General features: G+C 34.4%; 15 protein-coding genes and 1 tRNA gene. 11 read left to right on the forward strand and 5 right to left on the reverse strand.

What is annotated here, in order from left to right; all coding sequences use genetic code 11:
• Positions 1–256: 256 nt before the first annotated feature.
• Complete coding sequence (locus IR213_RS04660) at positions 257–1,060, reverse strand: hypothetical protein (RefSeq protein WP_194311150.1); 804 nt, start codon at positions 1,058–1,060, stop codon at positions 257–259.
• A gap of 105 nt (positions 1,061–1,165) precedes the next feature.
• Between IR213_RS04660 and IR213_RS04665 the strand changes: the two genes are divergently transcribed.
• Positions 1,166–1,639: a thermonuclease family protein gene (locus tag IR213_RS04665; RefSeq protein ID WP_194311151.1), complete on the forward strand. Its 474-nt coding sequence runs from the start codon at positions 1,166–1,168 to the stop codon at positions 1,637–1,639.
• Between the two features lie 104 nt (positions 1,640–1,743).
• Here the strand turns inward: IR213_RS04665 and IR213_RS04670 are convergent.
• Positions 1,744–1,816, reverse strand: a tRNA-Phe gene (locus IR213_RS04670).
• A 97-nt stretch (positions 1,817–1,913) separates the two neighbouring features.
• Here IR213_RS04670 and IR213_RS04675 point away from each other — a divergent pair.
• The 6 genes from IR213_RS04675 to IR213_RS04700 all read left to right on the forward strand — a co-directional run bounded on the left by IR213_RS04675 (position 1,914) and on the right by IR213_RS04700 (position 8,175).
• The gene (locus tag IR213_RS04675; RefSeq protein ID WP_194311152.1) at positions 1,914–2,648 is read left to right on the forward strand and encodes a type III pantothenate kinase; all 735 of its coding nucleotides are present in this window, start codon (positions 1,914–1,916) and stop codon (positions 2,646–2,648) included.
• Complete coding sequence (locus IR213_RS04680) at positions 2,641–3,891, forward strand: hypothetical protein (RefSeq protein ID WP_194311153.1); 1,251 nt, start codon at positions 2,641–2,643, stop codon at positions 3,889–3,891. Before IR213_RS04675 ends, IR213_RS04680 begins: the two co-directional genes overlap by 8 nt.
• 52 nt (positions 3,892–3,943) lie before the next feature.
• A complete protein-coding gene (gene lptC / locus IR213_RS04685; RefSeq protein ID WP_194311154.1) occupies positions 3,944–4,498 on the forward strand; it encodes an LPS export ABC transporter periplasmic protein LptC in 555 nt (184 codons plus the stop codon).
• A 15-nt stretch (positions 4,499–4,513) separates the two neighbouring features.
• Entirely contained in the window at positions 4,514–4,705 is a 192-nt protein-coding gene (locus IR213_RS04690) for a hypothetical protein (RefSeq protein ID WP_194311155.1), read from the forward strand.
• Positions 4,706–4,707: 2 nt separating this feature from the next.
• Positions 4,708–5,967 (forward strand): hemolysin family protein, encoded by a 1,260-nt coding sequence (locus IR213_RS04695; RefSeq protein WP_194311156.1) that lies wholly within the window; start codon positions 4,708–4,710, stop codon positions 5,965–5,967.
• 108 nt (positions 5,968–6,075) lie between these two features.
• A complete protein-coding gene (locus IR213_RS04700) occupies positions 6,076–8,175 on the forward strand; it encodes a peptidylprolyl isomerase (RefSeq protein WP_194311157.1) in 2,100 nt (699 codons plus the stop codon).
• A 51-nt stretch (positions 8,176–8,226) separates the two neighbouring features.
• Here the strand turns inward: IR213_RS04700 and IR213_RS04705 are convergent, their stop codons facing one another.
• Positions 8,227–9,141: a GYDIA family GHMP kinase gene (locus IR213_RS04705; protein WP_194311158.1), complete on the reverse strand. Its 915-nt coding sequence runs from the start codon at positions 9,139–9,141 to the stop codon at positions 8,227–8,229.
• A gap of 89 nt (positions 9,142–9,230) precedes the next feature.
• On the reverse strand, positions 9,231–10,592 hold the full coding sequence (locus IR213_RS04710; protein ID WP_228479093.1) for a hydroxymethylglutaryl-CoA reductase, degradative: 1,362 nt from the start codon (positions 10,590–10,592) through the stop codon (positions 9,231–9,233).
• Positions 10,593–10,823: 231 nt separating this feature from the next.
• Here IR213_RS04710 and IR213_RS04715 point away from each other — a divergent pair, with 231 nt between their 5' ends.
• The 4 genes from IR213_RS04715 to IR213_RS04730 are packed head-to-tail and all read left to right on the forward strand — an operon-like array spanning position 10,824 to position 16,747.
• A complete protein-coding gene (locus tag IR213_RS04715; RefSeq protein ID WP_194311160.1) occupies positions 10,824–12,998 on the forward strand; it encodes a S9 family peptidase in 2,175 nt (724 codons plus the stop codon).
• Positions 12,999–13,025: 27 nt separating this feature from the next.
• Positions 13,026–14,720: a peptide MFS transporter gene (locus IR213_RS04720; protein ID WP_194311161.1), complete on the forward strand. Its 1,695-nt coding sequence runs from the start codon at positions 13,026–13,028 to the stop codon at positions 14,718–14,720.
• Position 14,721: 1 nt separating this feature from the next.
• Positions 14,722–16,233, forward strand: a complete 1,512-nt coding sequence (locus tag IR213_RS04725; RefSeq protein WP_194311162.1) for a peptide MFS transporter — start codon at positions 14,722–14,724, stop codon at positions 16,231–16,233.
• A 52-nt stretch (positions 16,234–16,285) separates the two neighbouring features.
• A complete protein-coding gene (locus IR213_RS04730; RefSeq protein WP_194311163.1) occupies positions 16,286–16,747 on the forward strand; it encodes a thioredoxin family protein in 462 nt (153 codons plus the stop codon).
• Here the strand turns inward: IR213_RS04730 and IR213_RS04735 are convergent, their stop codons facing one another.
• Complete coding sequence (locus IR213_RS04735) at positions 16,748–18,784, reverse strand: ComEC/Rec2 family competence protein (protein WP_194311164.1); 2,037 nt, start codon at positions 18,782–18,784, stop codon at positions 16,748–16,750.
• Between the last annotated feature and the right edge of the window lie 331 nt (positions 18,785–19,115).

The following is a 19,115-nucleotide window of genomic DNA, read 5'->3' on the forward strand; positions in this document are numbered from 1 at the left end:
AGAATACTGAAATTAATATAGGAAATGCAATTTACAAGCGCATTATACAAAATGAACCTATACAAGTCAAAAATCGACTGATACAACCTACAATAAAAAAAGTTATATAAAGAAAAAAGCTTATAACGGATGTTTAAAATCCTGTTACAAGCGTTTTTTATCGTCTAAAAAACGACGCTAATCAAAATAAGCGATGTTTTTCAGCGCCCTCATTTCGAAAGGGTTGACTTTGCAATATTGTAAACTGATGGTGTTTTTAGAAAACTTCTTGGATTTTTAATGCATTTCCGGCATTGAATAAGTAATAATTGGAACCAACAATCTGATAAAATTCTATTCCAATACTACCCAAAACTGCAACATTGGCTGTTAATGTTGGAGCACCAGGCAAAGAAGCAGTTACTTCGATTAATGATGTTACTTCATTTACGGAAGTATAATCCGAGTAAGCGATATTTGACACTTCATTTAAAGAAGGTTCAGCAGGCTCATAAGATCCAGTAGTAGGATTATATATAGTATCCGAAACAACAGATAATGCATTGATAATCCTGAAATGTGAAGCTCCAGAAGGAATATTCATATTGGTGATAGGATTAAATTCTGGAATACTAAATGTACTTTCGTTTCTATCAACTGTACCAGTTAATGTTGATGGCGCATTAAATACTCCATTAAATGAAATGTTACGATTGAAATCCAAACCTTTTAAATACTGTGGTTGTTGTGATACTAAAACTGCTCTTTGCCCTCTAGCTTCTGAACCATCCTCAATATTGATTTTTTTCATAATTGCTGTAAGTCGCCCAGTCAATTGACTATCTGACATTTGTTTCATCAATGATGATAAACCAATTCTAACAGACTTTCCAGCATTTGCACAAGCTGTAAACTCACTCATATTCTCACGAGTACGAATGAAACCTGGGGCAGTTTTTACTTGTTCCGCTGTTGGCCCACCTTTTAGACCTGCAAAGTAACCTTCGTTACCTTTAATTTTGAAGTGACGAACTTCACCTAACGTCCCGACATATTTAATATGTCCTTTCTGTCTTGCCATTTGTTGTTTGTTTTAGTAATTATACAATTTTATTGTAAATTTACACTCTAAACAATTGACAAGCAACAACATAAATAAAGCAATACAAGGCGATTTAAAGTAATTATGACAATAACAAAAAATATTCTTCTGAAAACTAAAAAATTTACTGATGGTGACGGTTTGATCGTTGAAGATTTTATAACAAAAAAGGAATTTGAAATTAGATTATACGGAATTGATGCGCCTGAAATGAATTATTGTAAAAAAGTAAAAAACGATGAAAATGAACTTCAAATGCCAGCATCATTATTAATAAAATTAGGTTATCAATCATTAGAATTTTTAAAAACTAATGTCAATTTAGATGAAATATGTACTTTAATACAAGAGGAAAATAATACTTTGGACAAATACGGAAGGTATTTGGGTTATTTAGTTCTAAAAGATGGTAGGATATTAAACGAAATTATGATAAAACAAGGCTTTGCAAAGCCTTATAACGATGTTTATTGTGAAATGTTACCTTTGTATCAAGAATGGAATTTATCAGCTAAAATTAATCGTAAAGGATTGTATTCAATTGTAGACAGGTTTTAAACAATCACTACAGTACAAAAGGATTTTACCGTACAGTAATCGTACAAATTTGAAATAAAAAATCCCTAACTACTTAATTGATAAGTGATTAGGGTTTTTTAAAGTGGTACCTCCAGGGATCGAACCAGGGACACATGGATTTTCAGTCCATTGCTCTACCATCTGAGCTAAGGTACCTTGCTATTGCGGGTGCAAATATAGAATGATTTTTAATTTATACAAAACAATTATTAAAAAAAATCTATTCGTAACTTCGCAGCGTTAAATTAAAATTATGATTCTAGCTGTCGATGTTGGGAATACCAGAATTAAAGCCGCTGTATTTGAGGGAACTATCCTTTTAGAGGTCTTTGTTTTTATGAAAACAGAGCTCGAAAAAAGCATTCAAAATATTTTAAATAAGTACAAAAAAATCTCTCATTTAGTCGTGTCATCCGTTTCAGATGTCGAAAAACAAGCTTTTATAAGCTTTGAAAGCTCCGTAAATATTCATTTTGTTTCACATAAAGACTCATTTCCGTTTGTTAATTGTTATGAAACGCCGCAAACCTTAGGAATTGACCGAATGGTCCTTGCTGCTGGCGCAACACTTCAGTTTCCCAGTCAGAATAGGTTGGTGATTGATGCCGGAACTTGTGTGACCTATGATTTTATCGATGAAAATGATAATTATCTTGGCGGAGCAATTTCTCCGGGATTGCGATTAAGATACGAAGCTTTGCATAATTATACTGCAAAACTACCCTTGCTGACTTTGGAAAATCCCAAACATTTTACAGCAAAATCAACTTCTGAATCCATTCATTCTGGTGTAGTAAATGGCTTAGTTTGTGAAATAGACGGTTTTATTAATCAATATAAGGCACAATTTTCAAACTTTATAATAATTTTAACGGGTGGAGACACAGAATTTTTGGCTAAACGATTAAAAAATACCATATTTGCCAATTCAAATTTCCTTCTCGAAAGTTTGAACCAAACATTTCAATATAAAATTAAAAATGATTAATAAAATTTTAATAAGTGCTTGTTTATTTTTGTCATTAGTTTCTTTTTCCCAAGAGGGTACTTCATCGCCTTATTCTTTTTATGGAATTGGAGAGTCCAGATTTAATGGATCGGTTGAAAGTCGCTCTATGGCCGGATTATCAGTAGCTCCGGATAGTATCCACATTAATTTACAAAACCCTGCTGGTTATGCAAATTTAAAATGGACTGCATTTACGACCGCCGGAAGTAATAGTCATACAAAACAAAAATCTAGTACTTCATCAGCATCTGAACAAAGAAGCACATTTGATTATTTATCATTAGGTATACCTTTAGGAAAATTTGGTGCTGCTTTTGGAATATTGCCCTACTCTTCAGTGGGTTATAGGATTGAAAATATTTCTACTGATGGTTCCCAAAACAACAAACGTTTTAATGGTTCGGGTGGTTTGAATAGAGTTTTCTTTGGTGCAGGATATAGAATACTTCCTAATTTAAGCGTTGGGGCAAATGTCTATTATAATTTTGGAAAAATTCAAACTAATAGTTTGGAGTTTTTCCCTTATGTCCCAATAGGATCTCGTGAATTGAATGTTACTGATTTGTCGGGTGTGAACTTTAACATTGGAACAATGTATCAGTACAAAATCAATAAAAAAACGACGATTTTCAGTAGTTTATATTATACACCAAAAAGTATTTTGGTATCTGATAATACCAGAACTATCGGCACAGTGAATTTTGATTCAAACTACGAAGTACAGGGAGTTGATGCATTAGAACCCGTTGTTACTAAAACCGATTTGAATTTACCGCAAAAATGGACTTTTGGAGCCGGAATTGGAGATTCAAAAAGATGGTTTTTTGGATCTGAAATTTCCTTTCAGGGCGCTGGGAAATTATACAATAGCTATAATACCTTAGACAACGTTTCGTATGAAAAATATCAAAAATATAGTTTTGGGGGATACTTCACGCCTAACCCAAATCCTTTTGTAAACTATTTTAAAAGAATCACTTATAGAGGTGGGGTTAAATATGAAAAAACAGGATTAGTGGTGAATTCAACTTCTATAAACGACGTCGGGGTGACCTTTGGATTGGGATTGCCAATAAAAGGTTCTTTGTCTAATGTAAATTTAGGTTTCGAATTGGGAAAAAAAGGAACCACATCAAATAATTTGGTTCAGGAAAATTATTTCAAAATAAATATAGGTATTTCGCTGAATGATAAATGGTTTGTGAAAAGTAAATTCTATTAATATTCAAAAATAATTTTTTGTAATTATACCTTAACGTTGTCAAGTTCAACAAATGACTTTACTAAAAAAATACCCAATTCTTCAAGTTGTCACGGTTTTTGCCGTGACACTGTTTTTTGGGTGTGAAAGTAATTTTAAAGAAGTTCAAAAAAGTAATTTTACTGAGTTTGTGCCAAGTGGTGAAGCCGAAAATATCAACTTAAAATATACGGATTCAGGTCGCATACAAGTCGTTTTAATGAGTCCAAAAATGTTGGAATATGCCAGTGTTGATTTTCCGTTTACGGAATTTCCAAAAGGCATTGATGTTACTTTATATGACAAAAATGGCAAAAAAACTTATGTGAAATCTGATTATGCCACTTCTTACAAACTGACAAATCTTATTGATTTGAAAGGAAATGTGAAAATCACTTCGCAGGATGGGCAAATACTCGAAACCCAACAATTGTATTTCGATCAAAAAAACGAATGGTTTTTTACCGAAAAAAGCTTTAAATTTACAGACCCAAAAGGAGTTTCAAGCGGACAGGGGATCGATTTCAGTAAAGATTTCAAAATTATTAATTCACAAAGAATAGCCGGCGAACTCGAATCAAATGAATAAATTTACATTCAAATTATGCAATACTTAAAATACACACCATACCTTTATCTTATTCTTGGAGCTGCATTTATATATGATGGGATTGCTAAATGGAATGATCCGGCAGCAACGCCAAAAATTAGTCTTTTTATAGGAGCTTTGGCCATATTCATGTTTTTCTTCAGAAAAAGATTTGCAAAGAAACTCGAAGATCGAAATAAACCCTAATTATGGAAATTAGTATTATAATATTGTGTCTAATACTATGTGCCTTTTTCTCTGGAATGGAAATAGCCTTTATTTCCTCCAATAAAATTTACCTCGAAATAGAGAAAAAACAGGATAGTTTCATCTCTAACATCCTTACAAAACTTACCGAAAAGCCTTCAAAATTTATCGCAGCCATGCTCATTGGAAACAATATAGCCTTGGTGGTTTATGGTTTTTTTATGGGCGATTTATTGATGCGCTGGATAGAATTATTGGGCTTTCATTTTTCGGAATTATTAAGTTTGTTGATTCAAACGCTGATATCAACCCTAATTGTTTTAGTAACCGCCGAGTTTTTGCCTAAGGTTTTCTTTCAAATTTATGCCAATTCATTAATAAAGTTTTTTGCGCTTCCGGCTTATGCTTTTTATTTATTATTCTATTTTATTTCCACTTTTTTTATCTGGGTTTCTGATTTTGTTCTAATAAAATTTTTCAAAACCGAAGGCGATCAAGTGCCGCTCTATTTTAGTAAAGCAGAACTTGGAAATTATATTACAGAACAAATGAGCACGGTGGAAGATAACCAAGAAATGGATTCTGAAATACAAATGTTTCAAAATGCGTTGGACTTTTCAGGAGTGAAAGCCAGAGACATCATGAGCCCAAGAACAGAAATCGTTGCAATTGATTTATTTGATTCGGTAACTGAATTAAAAAATTTGTTTATTGAAACCGGTTATTCTAAGATTGTGGTCTATCAAAATTCACTCGATGATATCATTGGTTACGTGCATTCCTTTGATTTGTTCAAGAAACCCAAGAATATCAAATCAATTGTAATTCCCGTGGAATTTGTTCCCGAAACAATTTACATAAAAGACGCAATGGATTTGCTTACCAAAAAGCGCAAAAGTGTGGCAGTGGTGCTGGATGAATACGGTGGAACTTCAGGGTTAATAACTATTGAAGATATTGTCGAAGAGCTTTTTGGCGAAATTGAAGACGAACATGATTCAGACGAAGAATTGACCGAAAAAGAACTAGGAGACGGAATTTATGTTTTTTCTGCACGATTGGATGTAGAGTATTTGAACCAAACCTACAAACTCAACATTCCCGAAAGTGATTCTTACGGAACTTTGGGCGGTTTCATTGTAGATTCTACTAAAGAAATCCCACAAAAAGGCGATGTAATCACCATTGGAATCTATCATTTTATAATCGAAGAAGCCACAAACAAGAAAATTGAATTGGTCAAAATGACAATAAAAGATTGATTTTTTTTGGGAAATCAAAATTTCTTGCAATTTATAAGGCGACTAGTATAATTATTAATTAGATAATTGTATTTTCGCAAACTGAATATAAAAATCAATCACATAAAAATGGCAGTTTTAGCAAAAATTAGACAACGTTCCGCTTTAATGATAGTAGTTATTGCACTAGCATTATTTGCTTTTATAGCAGGAGATCTTTTTAAGAAAGGAAATTTTGGTAAAAGTTCAAAAGATGTGGGAAGCATCAATGGAAAAGATATTTCTTTTGAAGAATTTAGAGTAAAAGTAAGTAATCTAGAGAAAAGTCAACAAGGAGTTACTTCAACAGCTGCGGCAAACAGAGTTTGGGACCAAGAGGTTTCTATAGCTTTGCTAACTTCTGAATTTGAAAAACTAGGATTGAGAGTTGGCCCAAAACACATTATGGAAGTCTTGAAATCGGATCAAAACATTGGAAAAAACCCAATATTTTTGAATTCAGCCGGAGTTTTTGATGAAGCAAAATTCAGAGAATATTTCAAATCGAATCCGGAACAGGCTCAATATTTAAAAGACAGAGAAAAAGATGCTGAGCTTAACGCAAAATATCAAATCTATGCAACTTTGATAAAAGCCGGTACTTATACGACGGATAGCGAAGGAAAATTGAAATATGAAATGGAAACGAACAAAGTGAACTTTGCTTATGTTGCCGGATTATATTCTACCATAAAAGACAGCGAAGTAAAAGTTTCTGATGATGAGATTGTCACTTTTATGAAAAAGAATGAGAAAAAATACAAAGCAGACGAATCTCGTGAATTAAAATATGTTTTGATTGAAGACAAAGCTTCTCCGGAAGATGAAGCCGAAGTGAAAGCTAAAATAAATGGATTGTTGTCAGGAAGTGTAGTTTATAACGCAACTACAAAGAAAAATGACACTTTACCTGGATTCAAAGCAGCAACAAATACTATCGAATTTGTAAATTCAAATTCAGATGTTCCTTACGATTCGACTTATGTTGCTAAAAAAGATTTGCCGGCTGCTGATGCTGATAAATTATACAACTTAGCTCCGGGCGAAATTTATGGTCCTTATGTTTTCGGAAAATACTATTGCCTTTCTAAATCATTGGGTAGAAAAGTAGGAGTGAATGCAAAAGCAAGTCACATCCTAATTAGCTATGAAGGCACTCAGGTTCCAAATCAAAAAGAAAAAAGAACCAAAGAACAGGCAAAAGCAAAAGCAGAAGCTATTTTAGCTCAGGTAAATGCAAATCCGGATAGTTTCTTGATGTTAGCTTTCACCAATTCTGACGATCAATCAGCTCAACAAGGTGGTGATTTAGGTTATTTTGGTCCAAACCAAATGGTGAAACCTTTTAACGATTTTGTTTTCAGCAATCCTGTCGGAAAAATTGGATTGGTAGAAACACCCTTTGGTTTTCATATCATTAAAGTAACCGATAAACAAGACGGAATTCGCTTAGCAACTATAGCCCAAAAAATTGAAGCTTCAGAAGCAACTTCAGACAAAGTATTTACAGAAGCGACCAAATTTGAAATTGATGCAACTGAAAAAGATTTTGATAAAGCGGCTGCAGCAATGAAACTTACAATCGCCACTCCGGTAACTGTAAAAGTAATGGACGAAGCCTTTGGGCCATTGGGTAACCAAAGAAATATCGTAAGATGGGCATTCGAAAGCGGTACAGATCTTGGTGCTGTAAAAAGATTTGAAGTGGCTAATTTAGGTCACGTTATTGCAAAAGTGACCAATGTAAACAAAGAAGGGTTGATGCCTGTTGATATGGTAAGATCTTATATTGAGCCAATTCTTAAAAACAAGAAAAAAGCAGAATTGATTAAAGCTAAAATGACGGGAAGTTCATTAGAGACCATTTCAAAAGCCATCGGAGCTCCAGTTCAGCAAGCAGCTGGCGTAACAATGGAAAATCCTGTTTTAACAGGTGGTGTGGGTCAGGAGCCTAAAGTGGTAGGAAATGCATTTGCATTGGCTGCCAACCAACTTTCTGCTCCAATCGAAGGAAACACTGGAGTTTATGTGGTAAAAAATATAAGTGTTGCGAAAGCACCAGTCTTGAAAGTCCATACTGCTTTTGTAGCTAAATTAAAAGCACAAAGCGCTGGAGATTTCAACAGAGTGATTCCTGCTTTAAAAGATATCGCTAAAATTAAAGACAACAGAAAAGACTTTAATTACTAAATTCAAGTCGTATTAAATATAAAAAATCCCGAGCAATCGGGATTTTTTATTTTATAGAATCATTTCGTGAAAAGGAATGATGATCCTAAAACCTTTTTCTTTAAAATATTCTTTGGGATTTTCTTTTGAAACGACCATTACAAAATCTCCTCCCCAAGCACCAAGACTTTTTATTACCCCATCAAAATCAGGAAACAAGGACTCTTTCGCGGTTTGCATTTCTAGGATGGAACTCATTTCGGCTTCATGTTTTTCTAATGCAAAGGAAAATTCAGCTAGGGTTTTTGCATTCAATATTGCTGAAGTTATTTTATTGTTTTTGGCAATGTCTTGCGCTAAATCTTTGTTTTTATTCTTATAATAAACGGCTATGGAAGCTTTGCTGTTTTGCTTTTTGTCCAGATAAACAAAATAGAGGTTTTTGGTGAATTCAGGCTTGAAATTTACTTTTTCGATTATTGGTTTGTCATTGTCCAAATGATACAAAATAGGGCTGTCATTTTGAGCACAGGCAATATCGTATCCGCTGCCACCAAAACTATTGTTAAGTAAAACAAAGGCGTCAATCTGTAACCATTGCGCAATATTGTTAATCAAGGTTGATGAGGTTCCTAAACCCCAATTTCTGGAAAAAGTAAGTTGAGTCGTAACAGAATAACCTTCGGCTTGATTGAGAAAATCAGAATTTAATAAATACCCTTCGTGCAGGATTTCTATCAACGTGTTTCTTACAGCTAATTTTTTGGTGATTATTTTATTCGAAATATCCGCAAACGAAAAAGTGTCTTCAAACCAAATGCTGCCATCGGCATCAAAACTGCTCCATTTTATTTCTTGGTTTTTTCCTTTTTCAACAATCAGGTTTTGACCAAATTTGGTTGGTAAAGCAAAACCATTGGCACCGTCAAGAACTAGATATTCTCCTGTGATTAGTAGTTTTCCGTTACTGTAAAATTCTTTTTTCATAAGTCTTGTTACGAAGGCGCAAAGCCACAATTTTTTTTGAACGACTAAATTAATTTTAAATAAAATCTGCGTTAATCTGTCGCCAATTTCTAAACCAGCCTTCTTAAAGTTTCTATATATTCAACAACAGCACTATGCGAAACCACGTGATGCTTGAAATGTTTCCGAATCAAAACCCGTTCATCATCGTTGGCTTCAAATTGATTCAGAATATTGTTCAAGTGCATTTTCATATGGCCATCCTGAATTCCTGTTGTGGTTAATGAACGCAAAGCGGCAAAATTTTGTGCCAAACCGGCAACTGCCACAAATTGCATCAACTCCTTCGCCGATGGATTTTCCAGCATTTCCAAGGATAGTTTTACCAAAGGATGCAAGGAAGTTAAACCGCCAACAGTTCCTAAGGCCAAAGGAACTTCCAACCAAAAAGTAAAGATGTCATTTTCGATTTTGGCGTGTGACAAACTCGAATAACTTCCGTTTCGGGAAGCATAAGCGTGAATGCCGGCTTCAACCGCACGAAAATCATTGCCGGTCGCAAGCACAACGGCATCAATTCCGTTCATAATTCCTTTGTTGTGGGTTACAGCTCGAAAAGGTTCCACTTCGGCGATTTTGACAGACTGAATGAAGCGCTCGGTAAATGCTTTGGGATTCGGAATGTGTTTTTCGACCAAGTCATCAACATGGCAAGAAACTTCGGCACGAACAATGCAATTGGGAACATAATTCGAGAGAATGCTCATCACGACTTCAATGTTTTTTTCTTCTTCTGAAAATAAGCTATAAGCTAATGCTTCTTCTTTTAGTGTTTTTGAAAATTGCTCCAAACATGAATTGATGAAATTAGCGCCCATTGAATCTTTAGTTTCAAAAGTAGCATGCAATTGAAAATAATTGGGCAATAAATTGGTTTTATCTTTTAGAACAATATCCTGAATTCCACCACCACGTTTTTGCATATTTTTTGTAATGCTTTCGGTATTGGCAAAAAAATGAGTTTTGGTTTGGGCAAAAAATAAAGCGAGTTTCGATTCGTCTCCTTTGAAAATAAAATGTACTTGTCCTATCTTCTCGGTATTGATAACATTGGCTTTAAACCCGCCGCGAGTGGACCAGAATTTGGCTGCTTTTGACGCAGCGGCAACAACGGAACTTTCCTCAATCGCCATCGGAATACTGCTATATTTTCCGTTAATCAGAAAATTAGGTGCAACACCAAGCGGAATATAAAAATTGCTTATCGTGTTTTCGATGAATTCATCGTGTAATTTCTGTATTTTTCTATCGGAATTCCAATATTTTTTAAGTATTGAAATAGCCTCTTTAGGATTAGAAAAGTATTCTTTGGCAATCCAGTTTATTTTTTCTTCTTTGGATAATTTAGAAAATCCGGCAACAGCGTTATTCATTCTCAATTGATTATGGGATGATGTTTTGCAAAGATACAGATTTAGCTGTTTTGTTTGCTAATGTTAGGTTGTTCAATAAAAATGTAAGTTTAATATTATTTTTAACATTTAACAGTTTAAATGTGAAATAATTGTAAAATTTTCACTAAAATTGACCTCTTTTATATTTAATAAAATTTCATGAAATGAGTATAGCAGAAATGCGGATCAAACGCCGTCAAGATATATGCGAATTACATATTCCTTTAAAAAAACAATTATTATCTTCATATGAATTCAACTAAAATTACCCTCTTTCTTTTATTGTTGTTTACGAATGTTTTCGGACAACAAAAAATTACCATCGAAGCCATTTATAACGGCGAATTTACTGCTAAAAGAATGGACGAACTGCGGTCAATGAAAAACACCAATCAATATACCGTCTTGAATGTTGACGAAGGTTCCGCAAGTATGCAAATTGATTTATTCGATTTTGCAACCCTGAAAAAAGTGACGACTTTAATAGATACTAAAAATCAGTCTAAATTATTGGGAGGAATTGATAGTTATACTTTCAGTTCAGACGAAAAAAAGATTTTGATTGCCAATAACACGAATCAGATCTACCGCCACTCCTTTAATGCCGATTATTTTCTTTTCGATATGGTTTCGAAAGAATTGACCAAAGTTTTGGAACAAGTACAAGAACCCACTTTTTCGCCCGACGGAAAAAAGATTGCTTATGTCAAGGAAAACAACCTTTTTGTTTATGATATAACTTCAAATACAAACAGTCAAATCACGACCGATGGGAAGAAAAATGCCATAATCAATGGGATCACGGATTGGGTTTATGAAGAAGAATTTTCATTTGTGAGAGCTTTTGATTGGAGCAAGGACAGTAAAAAAATAGGCTATATTCGATTTGACGAAACTCAGGTTCCTGAATTTTCAATGTCGATTTTTGAAAAAAATCTGTATCCAACAATAGAAACGTTCAAATATCCCAAAGCAGGTGAAAAGAACTCCATAGTTTCCCTGCATTTGTACAATGTCGATACAAAAGCTACAAAAGAAGTAAATTTAAGCCAGTACAATGATTTTTACATTCCAAGAATTGAATGGACAAATGATGCCAATGTTTTGTCTGCAAAAATATTGAATCGCCATCAGGATAATCTGGATTTGTTGTTGGTTGACGGAACAACTGCTGCCACAAAGGTGGTTTTGAATGAAAAAGACAAATCGTATATCGATTTTGTGGACACGGATAACTTGACTTTTCTAAAAGACAACAGTTTTATTTGGACTTCCGAGAAAGACGGCTTTAATCATATTTTTCACTATGACAAATTTGGAAAACTAATAAACCAGGTAACCAAAGGCAATTGGGAAGTAACCGAATATTATGGTTTGGACGAGAAAACGAATACTGTTTTTTATCAATCAACAGAAAACGGTTCTACAGTAAGAGACGTTTATAAAATAAGATTAGATGGGAAAAAGAAAGTGAAATTGTCACATCAAGTTGGACATAATGAGGCTACTTTCAGTCCAGATTTTAATTATTTTATCAATACTTATTCAAATGCCACTATTCCAACTTCTTATACTTTAAACAATTCAAAAGATGGAAAACAAGTTCAGGAAATAGTAAATAACAATGTTTTAGCTGAAAAATTAAAGGGGTATAATTTGCCACAAAAAGAATTTTTTGTGATGAAAACGGAAAAAGGCAATGAATTAAACGCTTGGATAATGAAACCAAAGGATTTCGATCCAAATAAAAAATATCCCGTTTTTATGATTCAATATTCTGGGCCAGGGTCACAACAAGTTGTTAATCAATGGGGAAGTTCTAATGAGTATTGGTTTATGATGCTCGCCCAGCAAGGCTATATTGTGGCCTGTGTTGACGGTCGTGGAACGGGTTATAAAGGGGCAGCCTTTAAAAAAGTAACCTATAAAGAACTAGGAAAATATGAAGTCGAAGATCAGATTGATGCCGCCAAAGTACTAGGAAATTATCCTTATGTAGATAAATCTCGAATCGGAATTTGGGGTTGGTCTTATGGTGGTTTTATGTCAAGTAACTGTATTTTGAAAGGAAATGATGTTTTCAAAATGGCTATTGCCGTTGCGCCAGTAACCAACTGGCGTTTTTATGACACTATATATACCGAAAGATATATGCAGACCCCACAAGAAAACCCAAAAGGTTATGACGATAATTCACCCATAAATTTTGTTGATAAGTTAAAAGGAAAATTTTTGTTAATTCATGGTTCAGGAGATGATAATGTTCATGTGCAAAATTCGATGCAAATGATGGAAGCCTTGATTCAGGCGAACAAACAATTTGATTCCCAAATATATCCTGATAAAAATCACGGAATTTATGGCGGAAAAACAAGAATTCAATTGTACAATAAAATGACTAATTTTATCAAAAATAATTTATAACATAAACCATTAACCAAAATAAATAATATGTCGGAAACTCAAGTAAAAGCAGCACATCCAAAAGGACTTTGGGTGTTATTTGGAACAGAAATGTGGGAACGTTTCAATTTTTATGGAATGCGGGCCCTGTTGACTCTTTTCCTCGTGAATTCTTTATTGATGAAAGAGGAAGATGCATCCTTAATTTATGGAGGCTTTCTGGGATTGTGTTATTTGACCCCAATGTTGGGAGGGTTCATTGCCGACCGTTTTTTTGGAAATAGAAATTGTATTTTAATTGGTGGTGGTATGATGGCCATCGGGCAAATGTTATTATTTGCAAGCGCAAGCGTTTTTCCGAGCAATCTGAATTTGGCCACGACCATAATGTATTCTGCCTTGGGAATTATCGTTTTTGGAAACGGATTTTTCAAGCCAAATATTTCTAGTATGGTAGGAAGTTTGTATCCTGCACAAGAAAAAAGCAAACTAGATACAGCCTTTACCATTTTCTATATGGGAATTAATTTAGGGGCTTTTTTAGGGCAATTTATTTGTCCAATTCTTGGAGACGTGAAAGACCACGGAGGAGTTAGAGATATTTACGCTTTTAAATGGGGGTTTTTGGCGGCTTCAATAGCAATGCTTCTTGGGACTTTGGTCTTTTACTTTCTAAAAAACAAATACGTTGTTACTCCAGAAGGGAGACCATTAGGTGGATTGCCTTCTAAAAATACGGCTTCTGATTTTGAAGTAGGGGAATCCCAAAATGCTGTATTTACCCCAAAATCATTGGTTGTGGCAGTAATAAGTTTTATCGGATTGTATTTTGCTTTCCATTTTTCGGTGGATGGCACCAATGTTGTAAAAACAATTATTTATCCAATCATTTATGCAAGCGGCATTACATTGGCGGGACTAATCTTGTCGGATAGCTCTTTGACAAAAGTCGAGAGAGACCGGATAATCGTAATTTATATTGTGTCCTTTTTCATCATTTTCTTTTGGGCAGCATTCGAACAAGCGGGTTCTTCTCTTACGTTTATAGCCGATAATCAAACGGATAGAACTTTTATGTTTGGCTGGCAAATGCCTGCTTCGATGGTTCAGATTTTCAATGGATTATTTGTTGTAATTTTTGCAGTTCCATTTAGTATGTTGTGGGATAGACTACGATCAAAGGGAAAAGAACCTATTTCTCCAGTAAAACAAGCAGTTGGCTTGGCTTTAATTGCAATGAGTTATTTCATTATTGCTTATAATGTTAAGGATTTGGGAAATAATGGTTTACTCGCCATAAAATGGTTAATCTTGTTATACTTAATACAAACTTGTGCTGAGTTGTGCTTGTCGCCAATAGGTTTGTCATTGGTAGGAAAGCTTTCGCCAAAGCGTTTTTCCTCATTGTTATATGGTGTGTTTTTCTTGTCGAATGCTTCTGGTTACGCTTTGGCGGGAACTTTAGGATCTATCTTGCCATCAACAGGAGACAAATTTAACAAAGCAAAAGAGCTGGGAATTGACTTGCAGGCAATATTAGATAAAAAAATCATTCCAACTGCTGACCAATTAAAACTTTTGGCGACCAATCAAATTAGTGATCATAATCCCATTTTTGCAGGATTTGAAATCCACAATTTATTCGAATTCTTTATGGTATTTGTAATATTGACGGGACTTGCAGCGGTAATTTTATTTTCATTAACACCTTTCTTGAAAAAAATGATGCACGGCATTCGATAATATGGAACAAAACTTAACGATCGAACAAATACAAAACTTTAAAGGCAAGTACCCCAAGCAATTGTGGTACTTGTTTTTTAGTGAAATGTGGGAACGTTTCAGTTTCTATGGAATGCGCGGAATGTTGGTTATTTTTATGGTGAATCAGTTGATGATGAACGATGAGGTTGCCAACTTGCAATATGGAGCAACACAAGCTTTTGTATACGCCTTTACGTTTGTTGGAGGTTTGTTTGCAGACAAAATTCTGGGCTACCGAAAATCCCTTTTTTGGGGTGGAATCCTGATGATAGTAGGTAGTGTTATTCTAGCAATTGACCCCAAGCAGTTCTTCTTTATTGGAATCGGTTTTACCATTATTGGGACAGGTTTTTTCAAACCCAATATTTCCACAATGGTCGGAAAATTATACAAAGATGACGATAATCGTAGAGACGCAGGCTTTTCTTTATTTTATGCCGGAGTAAATCTTGGTGCATTAATCGGGGGCTATTTGTGTATTGCCGTTGCCAACGGGAATATGCTTTCTTCCATAGTTCCTGTTCATTTAAGATGGAATGTTGCCTTTGGATTTGCTTCAATTGTTATGATTATAAGTTTGCTGACATTTGTTCAAACCCAGAAATCGCTTGGTGAAATTGGGATTTCTCCATTGCTGGATTTAGACAATTCAAAAAGGAAAACCTATGAATATCTAACGTATATTGGTTCAATTGTAGTAATTCCTGCAGTTATATTGTTGGTTTCTAATTCAGAATATACGGATATATTTATGTACATCATTGGACCTTGTTCCTTGTTGTATTTGCTTTATGAAATGAAAAATTTCTCCCTCAAAGAAAACAAAAAACTTATCGCAGCCTTGGTTTTCATCTTATTTTCTATTGTTTTTTGGGCCTTTTATGAGCAAAATGGCGGTTCGTTAAGTCTTTTTGCGGCTAGCAATCTGGAAAACACAGTCCTCGGCATTAAGCTTGACCCGAGTGGCGTAAACAATTCAGCCAATTCCCTTTTTGTAATTGCTTTTGCAGCCTTGGTAGGATTGGTTTGGCTTTGGATGAGTAAAAGAAAAATTGAACCCAACACTGTGGTAAAATTTGGTCTTGGATTTTTGTTTCTGGCGGGTGGTTTCTGGGTATTTTATTACACTAAATTCTTTGCTGACGCCAATGGAATTACCTCGCTGGATTTATTTACTTTCGGTTGGTTTGTAATCACTTTTGGGGAATTGTGTTTGTCTCCAATAGGAATGTCAATTATGACCAAACTTTCTCCGGCGAAATTACAAGCCGTAATGATGGGAATGTGGTTTCTGGCCAGTGCATACGGACAATACTTTGCCGGATTGTTGGGTGCTAATATTGCTGGAGCTTCAGAGAATTCTACAAATCTTGAAAAACTGGTTATTTATGCCGATGGTTATAAACTATTGGCAATCTATGCGTTGATTGCAGGGCTGATTTTGATACTAATTTCACCCTTGATAAAAAAATTAATGCAAGATGTAAATTAGCCGACAATTTTTAGCGTTATTTTTGTTTAAATTTGTAAAAAATTAAATAGTTATGAAAAAAGCAATTTTACTAATAGCATTTGTATTAGGCACTTTTGCCGTTCAAGCGCAAGAACTTAAATGGGAAACCGATGTTAACAAAGCAATTTCCGTTTCCAATAGTACCAATAAGCCATTGTTGTTGTTTTTCACTGGAAGTGATTGGTGTGGTTGGTGTATTCGTTTGCAAAAAGAAGTATTAAAAACACCTGAATTTGCAAAATGGGCTAAAGACAATGTAGTCTTGGTCGAATTGGATTTCCCAAGAAGAACCCCGCAATCGGATGAAATTAAAACTCAGAATAATGGGATGCAGCAAGCATTCGGAATTCAGGGATTTCCCACTATATATTTTGCTACGGCAAAGATAAAAGATGGGAAACCAAATTTTACTGGCATCGGCAGTACGGGTTATGTTTCTGGTGGTCCAGCTGCCTGGCTGGCTGTCGCCGATGGAATTTTGAAAGCAAAATAATTAATTCAATGTGTAAAATCCCTTTTCAACAGTAGCGTGAAAAGGGATTTTCTTTTTGATACAAGTCGCTTTCCATAGTTTTTGAATATTTCTATAATTAGAAGCATCAACCACAACCATTTTAGGTTTTATGTTTTGTAAATAACGTTCAAAATTTATCTTTGGTGATTGCGTAAAAATGACAATATCTGGACGAATCTCTTTTGGATAAACGCCTAAACTATCCATAACAAAAATCTTTTTTCCATTAAAATAAATCAGATTTTGCAAACTTTTTTTAGAGGTCAAATGACTAAAATTTCCCATAGAATAAGAAGCAAGAGTTTTGTTTTGTGAGGCTTTTTTTAAAAGATTGTCATTTGCATATAAAGTGACATTTTCACCGTTTCGTTCTGCAATCAATGTGTTTTTCTTCGAGTTAAAAATGACCAATTCGCTTTGGTTTTGATTGTTCCAATGAGTTGCGAAATACGTGATTTGGAAAAAAATTAAAGTAATCAATGCCAAAGCCAGTCTGTTGAAACTAGGTTTTTTGAACCAAATAATCGTTGCAATAATCAACAAATACGTACTGAATAATAACTGCCAGTTAAACGGAATCCCCTGAATGATAAACTGCTCCAAAGAGGCAATCGAATTAATGATTTTATTCAAAATAGAAATGCTCCACTCCAATGATTTCTCAAGAAAAATGGGAACATAATCGAAAGCCGCTAAAACCATTACCAAAACCCCCAGTCCCATTATAACGCTCAAAAACGGAATAATGACCAGATTAGTCACAAAAAACAAGCCAGGAAACTGATGAAAATAGTATATACTTAACGGAAAAGCACCAATTTGTGCCGCAAAAGAAACCGTGAGAATGTCCCAAAAATATTTTAACAACACGTTTTTTGGTGTCCAAAGTTGAGCTAATAAAGGCTGTAACCAAAGAATAAAAAACAAGGCAACATAACTCAATTCGAAACCCACATCAAACAAAAAGGTAGGCTCAAACAGTAAAATGAGCAAGATAGAAACCAGTAAAGTATGAAAAATATTAGTGCTTCTTCGAAGATACATTCCAATGGCGACAAATGAAAACATCGTAACCGACCTAAGAACTGACGGTGCCAATCCGGCAATCAATCCAAAGGAAGACAAGGATGCAAGAATGATAATCAACTTAATAAAAGAACCGCGTCTGGTGTTGGGAAATGGTTTTAAAATAAACGTGACAAACAATAAAATAAACCCAATATGCAATCCCGAAACGGATAAAATATGCACAGCGCCTGCAAATTGATAATCCTTGATAATCTCTGGCGAAATGTCCTGTTGCTGCCCTAAAATTAAGGCATCGGCTACGTTCAGTTCGGCAGTGCTGAAATGACTTTTCTCTAAGTTCCGAATAATTTTCGTCCGTAATCTCGAAGTATAATACCAGACATCTTTAACGATAAGCGTGCCTATTTTAATATCTGAGGCATCAGCATAAATCTGGGCATAGATTTGTTTGCCTTCGAGATATTTTCCATAATCAAATTGGTTGGGATTTTTTGCTGGACCGTTTTCGTATAGAGTCTCATTTATTTGCAAATGGGTTCCAATTTCAAAAGAATGATTTATACTGTCTTTTCGTATATTTAGGAGAATTCTCCCCGTTTTTATTGAATCATCAATTTGGTTTACTAGGACAATATAGCGGTCATTATAATTTGAGCTTCGCAATTTTTCCCGAACAGTAACCTCCACTATATGTGGTTTCTCATTGATGGCTACTCCATGAATGTAATTGCTTTTCTGAAATGAATTGGTATGGATTATTTGGGAGGTAATGCCAATACCAAAAGCCAGAAAATAGGTAGCCCACCCAAAATAAATGGGGTTTTTCACCTTGTTTTTCGATACAAAATAAGCAATGGTAAAAGAGCTAAAGGCGATGAAAAGCAAGATAAATACATGTAGCGGATGGGGTTGAAAATAATGGGCAAGTAGAATGCCTAGCATAAACCCAATTGTTATTCTCGCTAAAGGGAATTGCAATACTTTCATCTTGCGAAATGTACAACTTTTTTTACACACAATGGTTTTAAAATTTATTAATGAGGGAATTTTCTTAAAACAATACTTGCTTATAAATAAATTATATGGGAAATTAATTACAGTTAATTGATTTTAAATAAATATATTTGTAAGAAAATAGGACTTTTTTATTTTTATTTCTTTTTTTATCATAATATATTTTAGAAAAGCCATTTTTGGTGTTTGTCAAGATTTATTTCTATTTTATAAAGATATTATTACAAAATGGCATTAAAAAACGGGTCTTTTTTGAGGCAAATTGACGGGTATTTTAAGGGCTTATAACTTTGAAATTAGTTGA

The sequence above is a fragment of the Flavobacterium soyangense genome (assembly GCF_015277675.1).
Lineage (GTDB): Bacteria > Bacteroidota > Bacteroidia > Flavobacteriales > Flavobacteriaceae > Flavobacterium > Flavobacterium soyangense.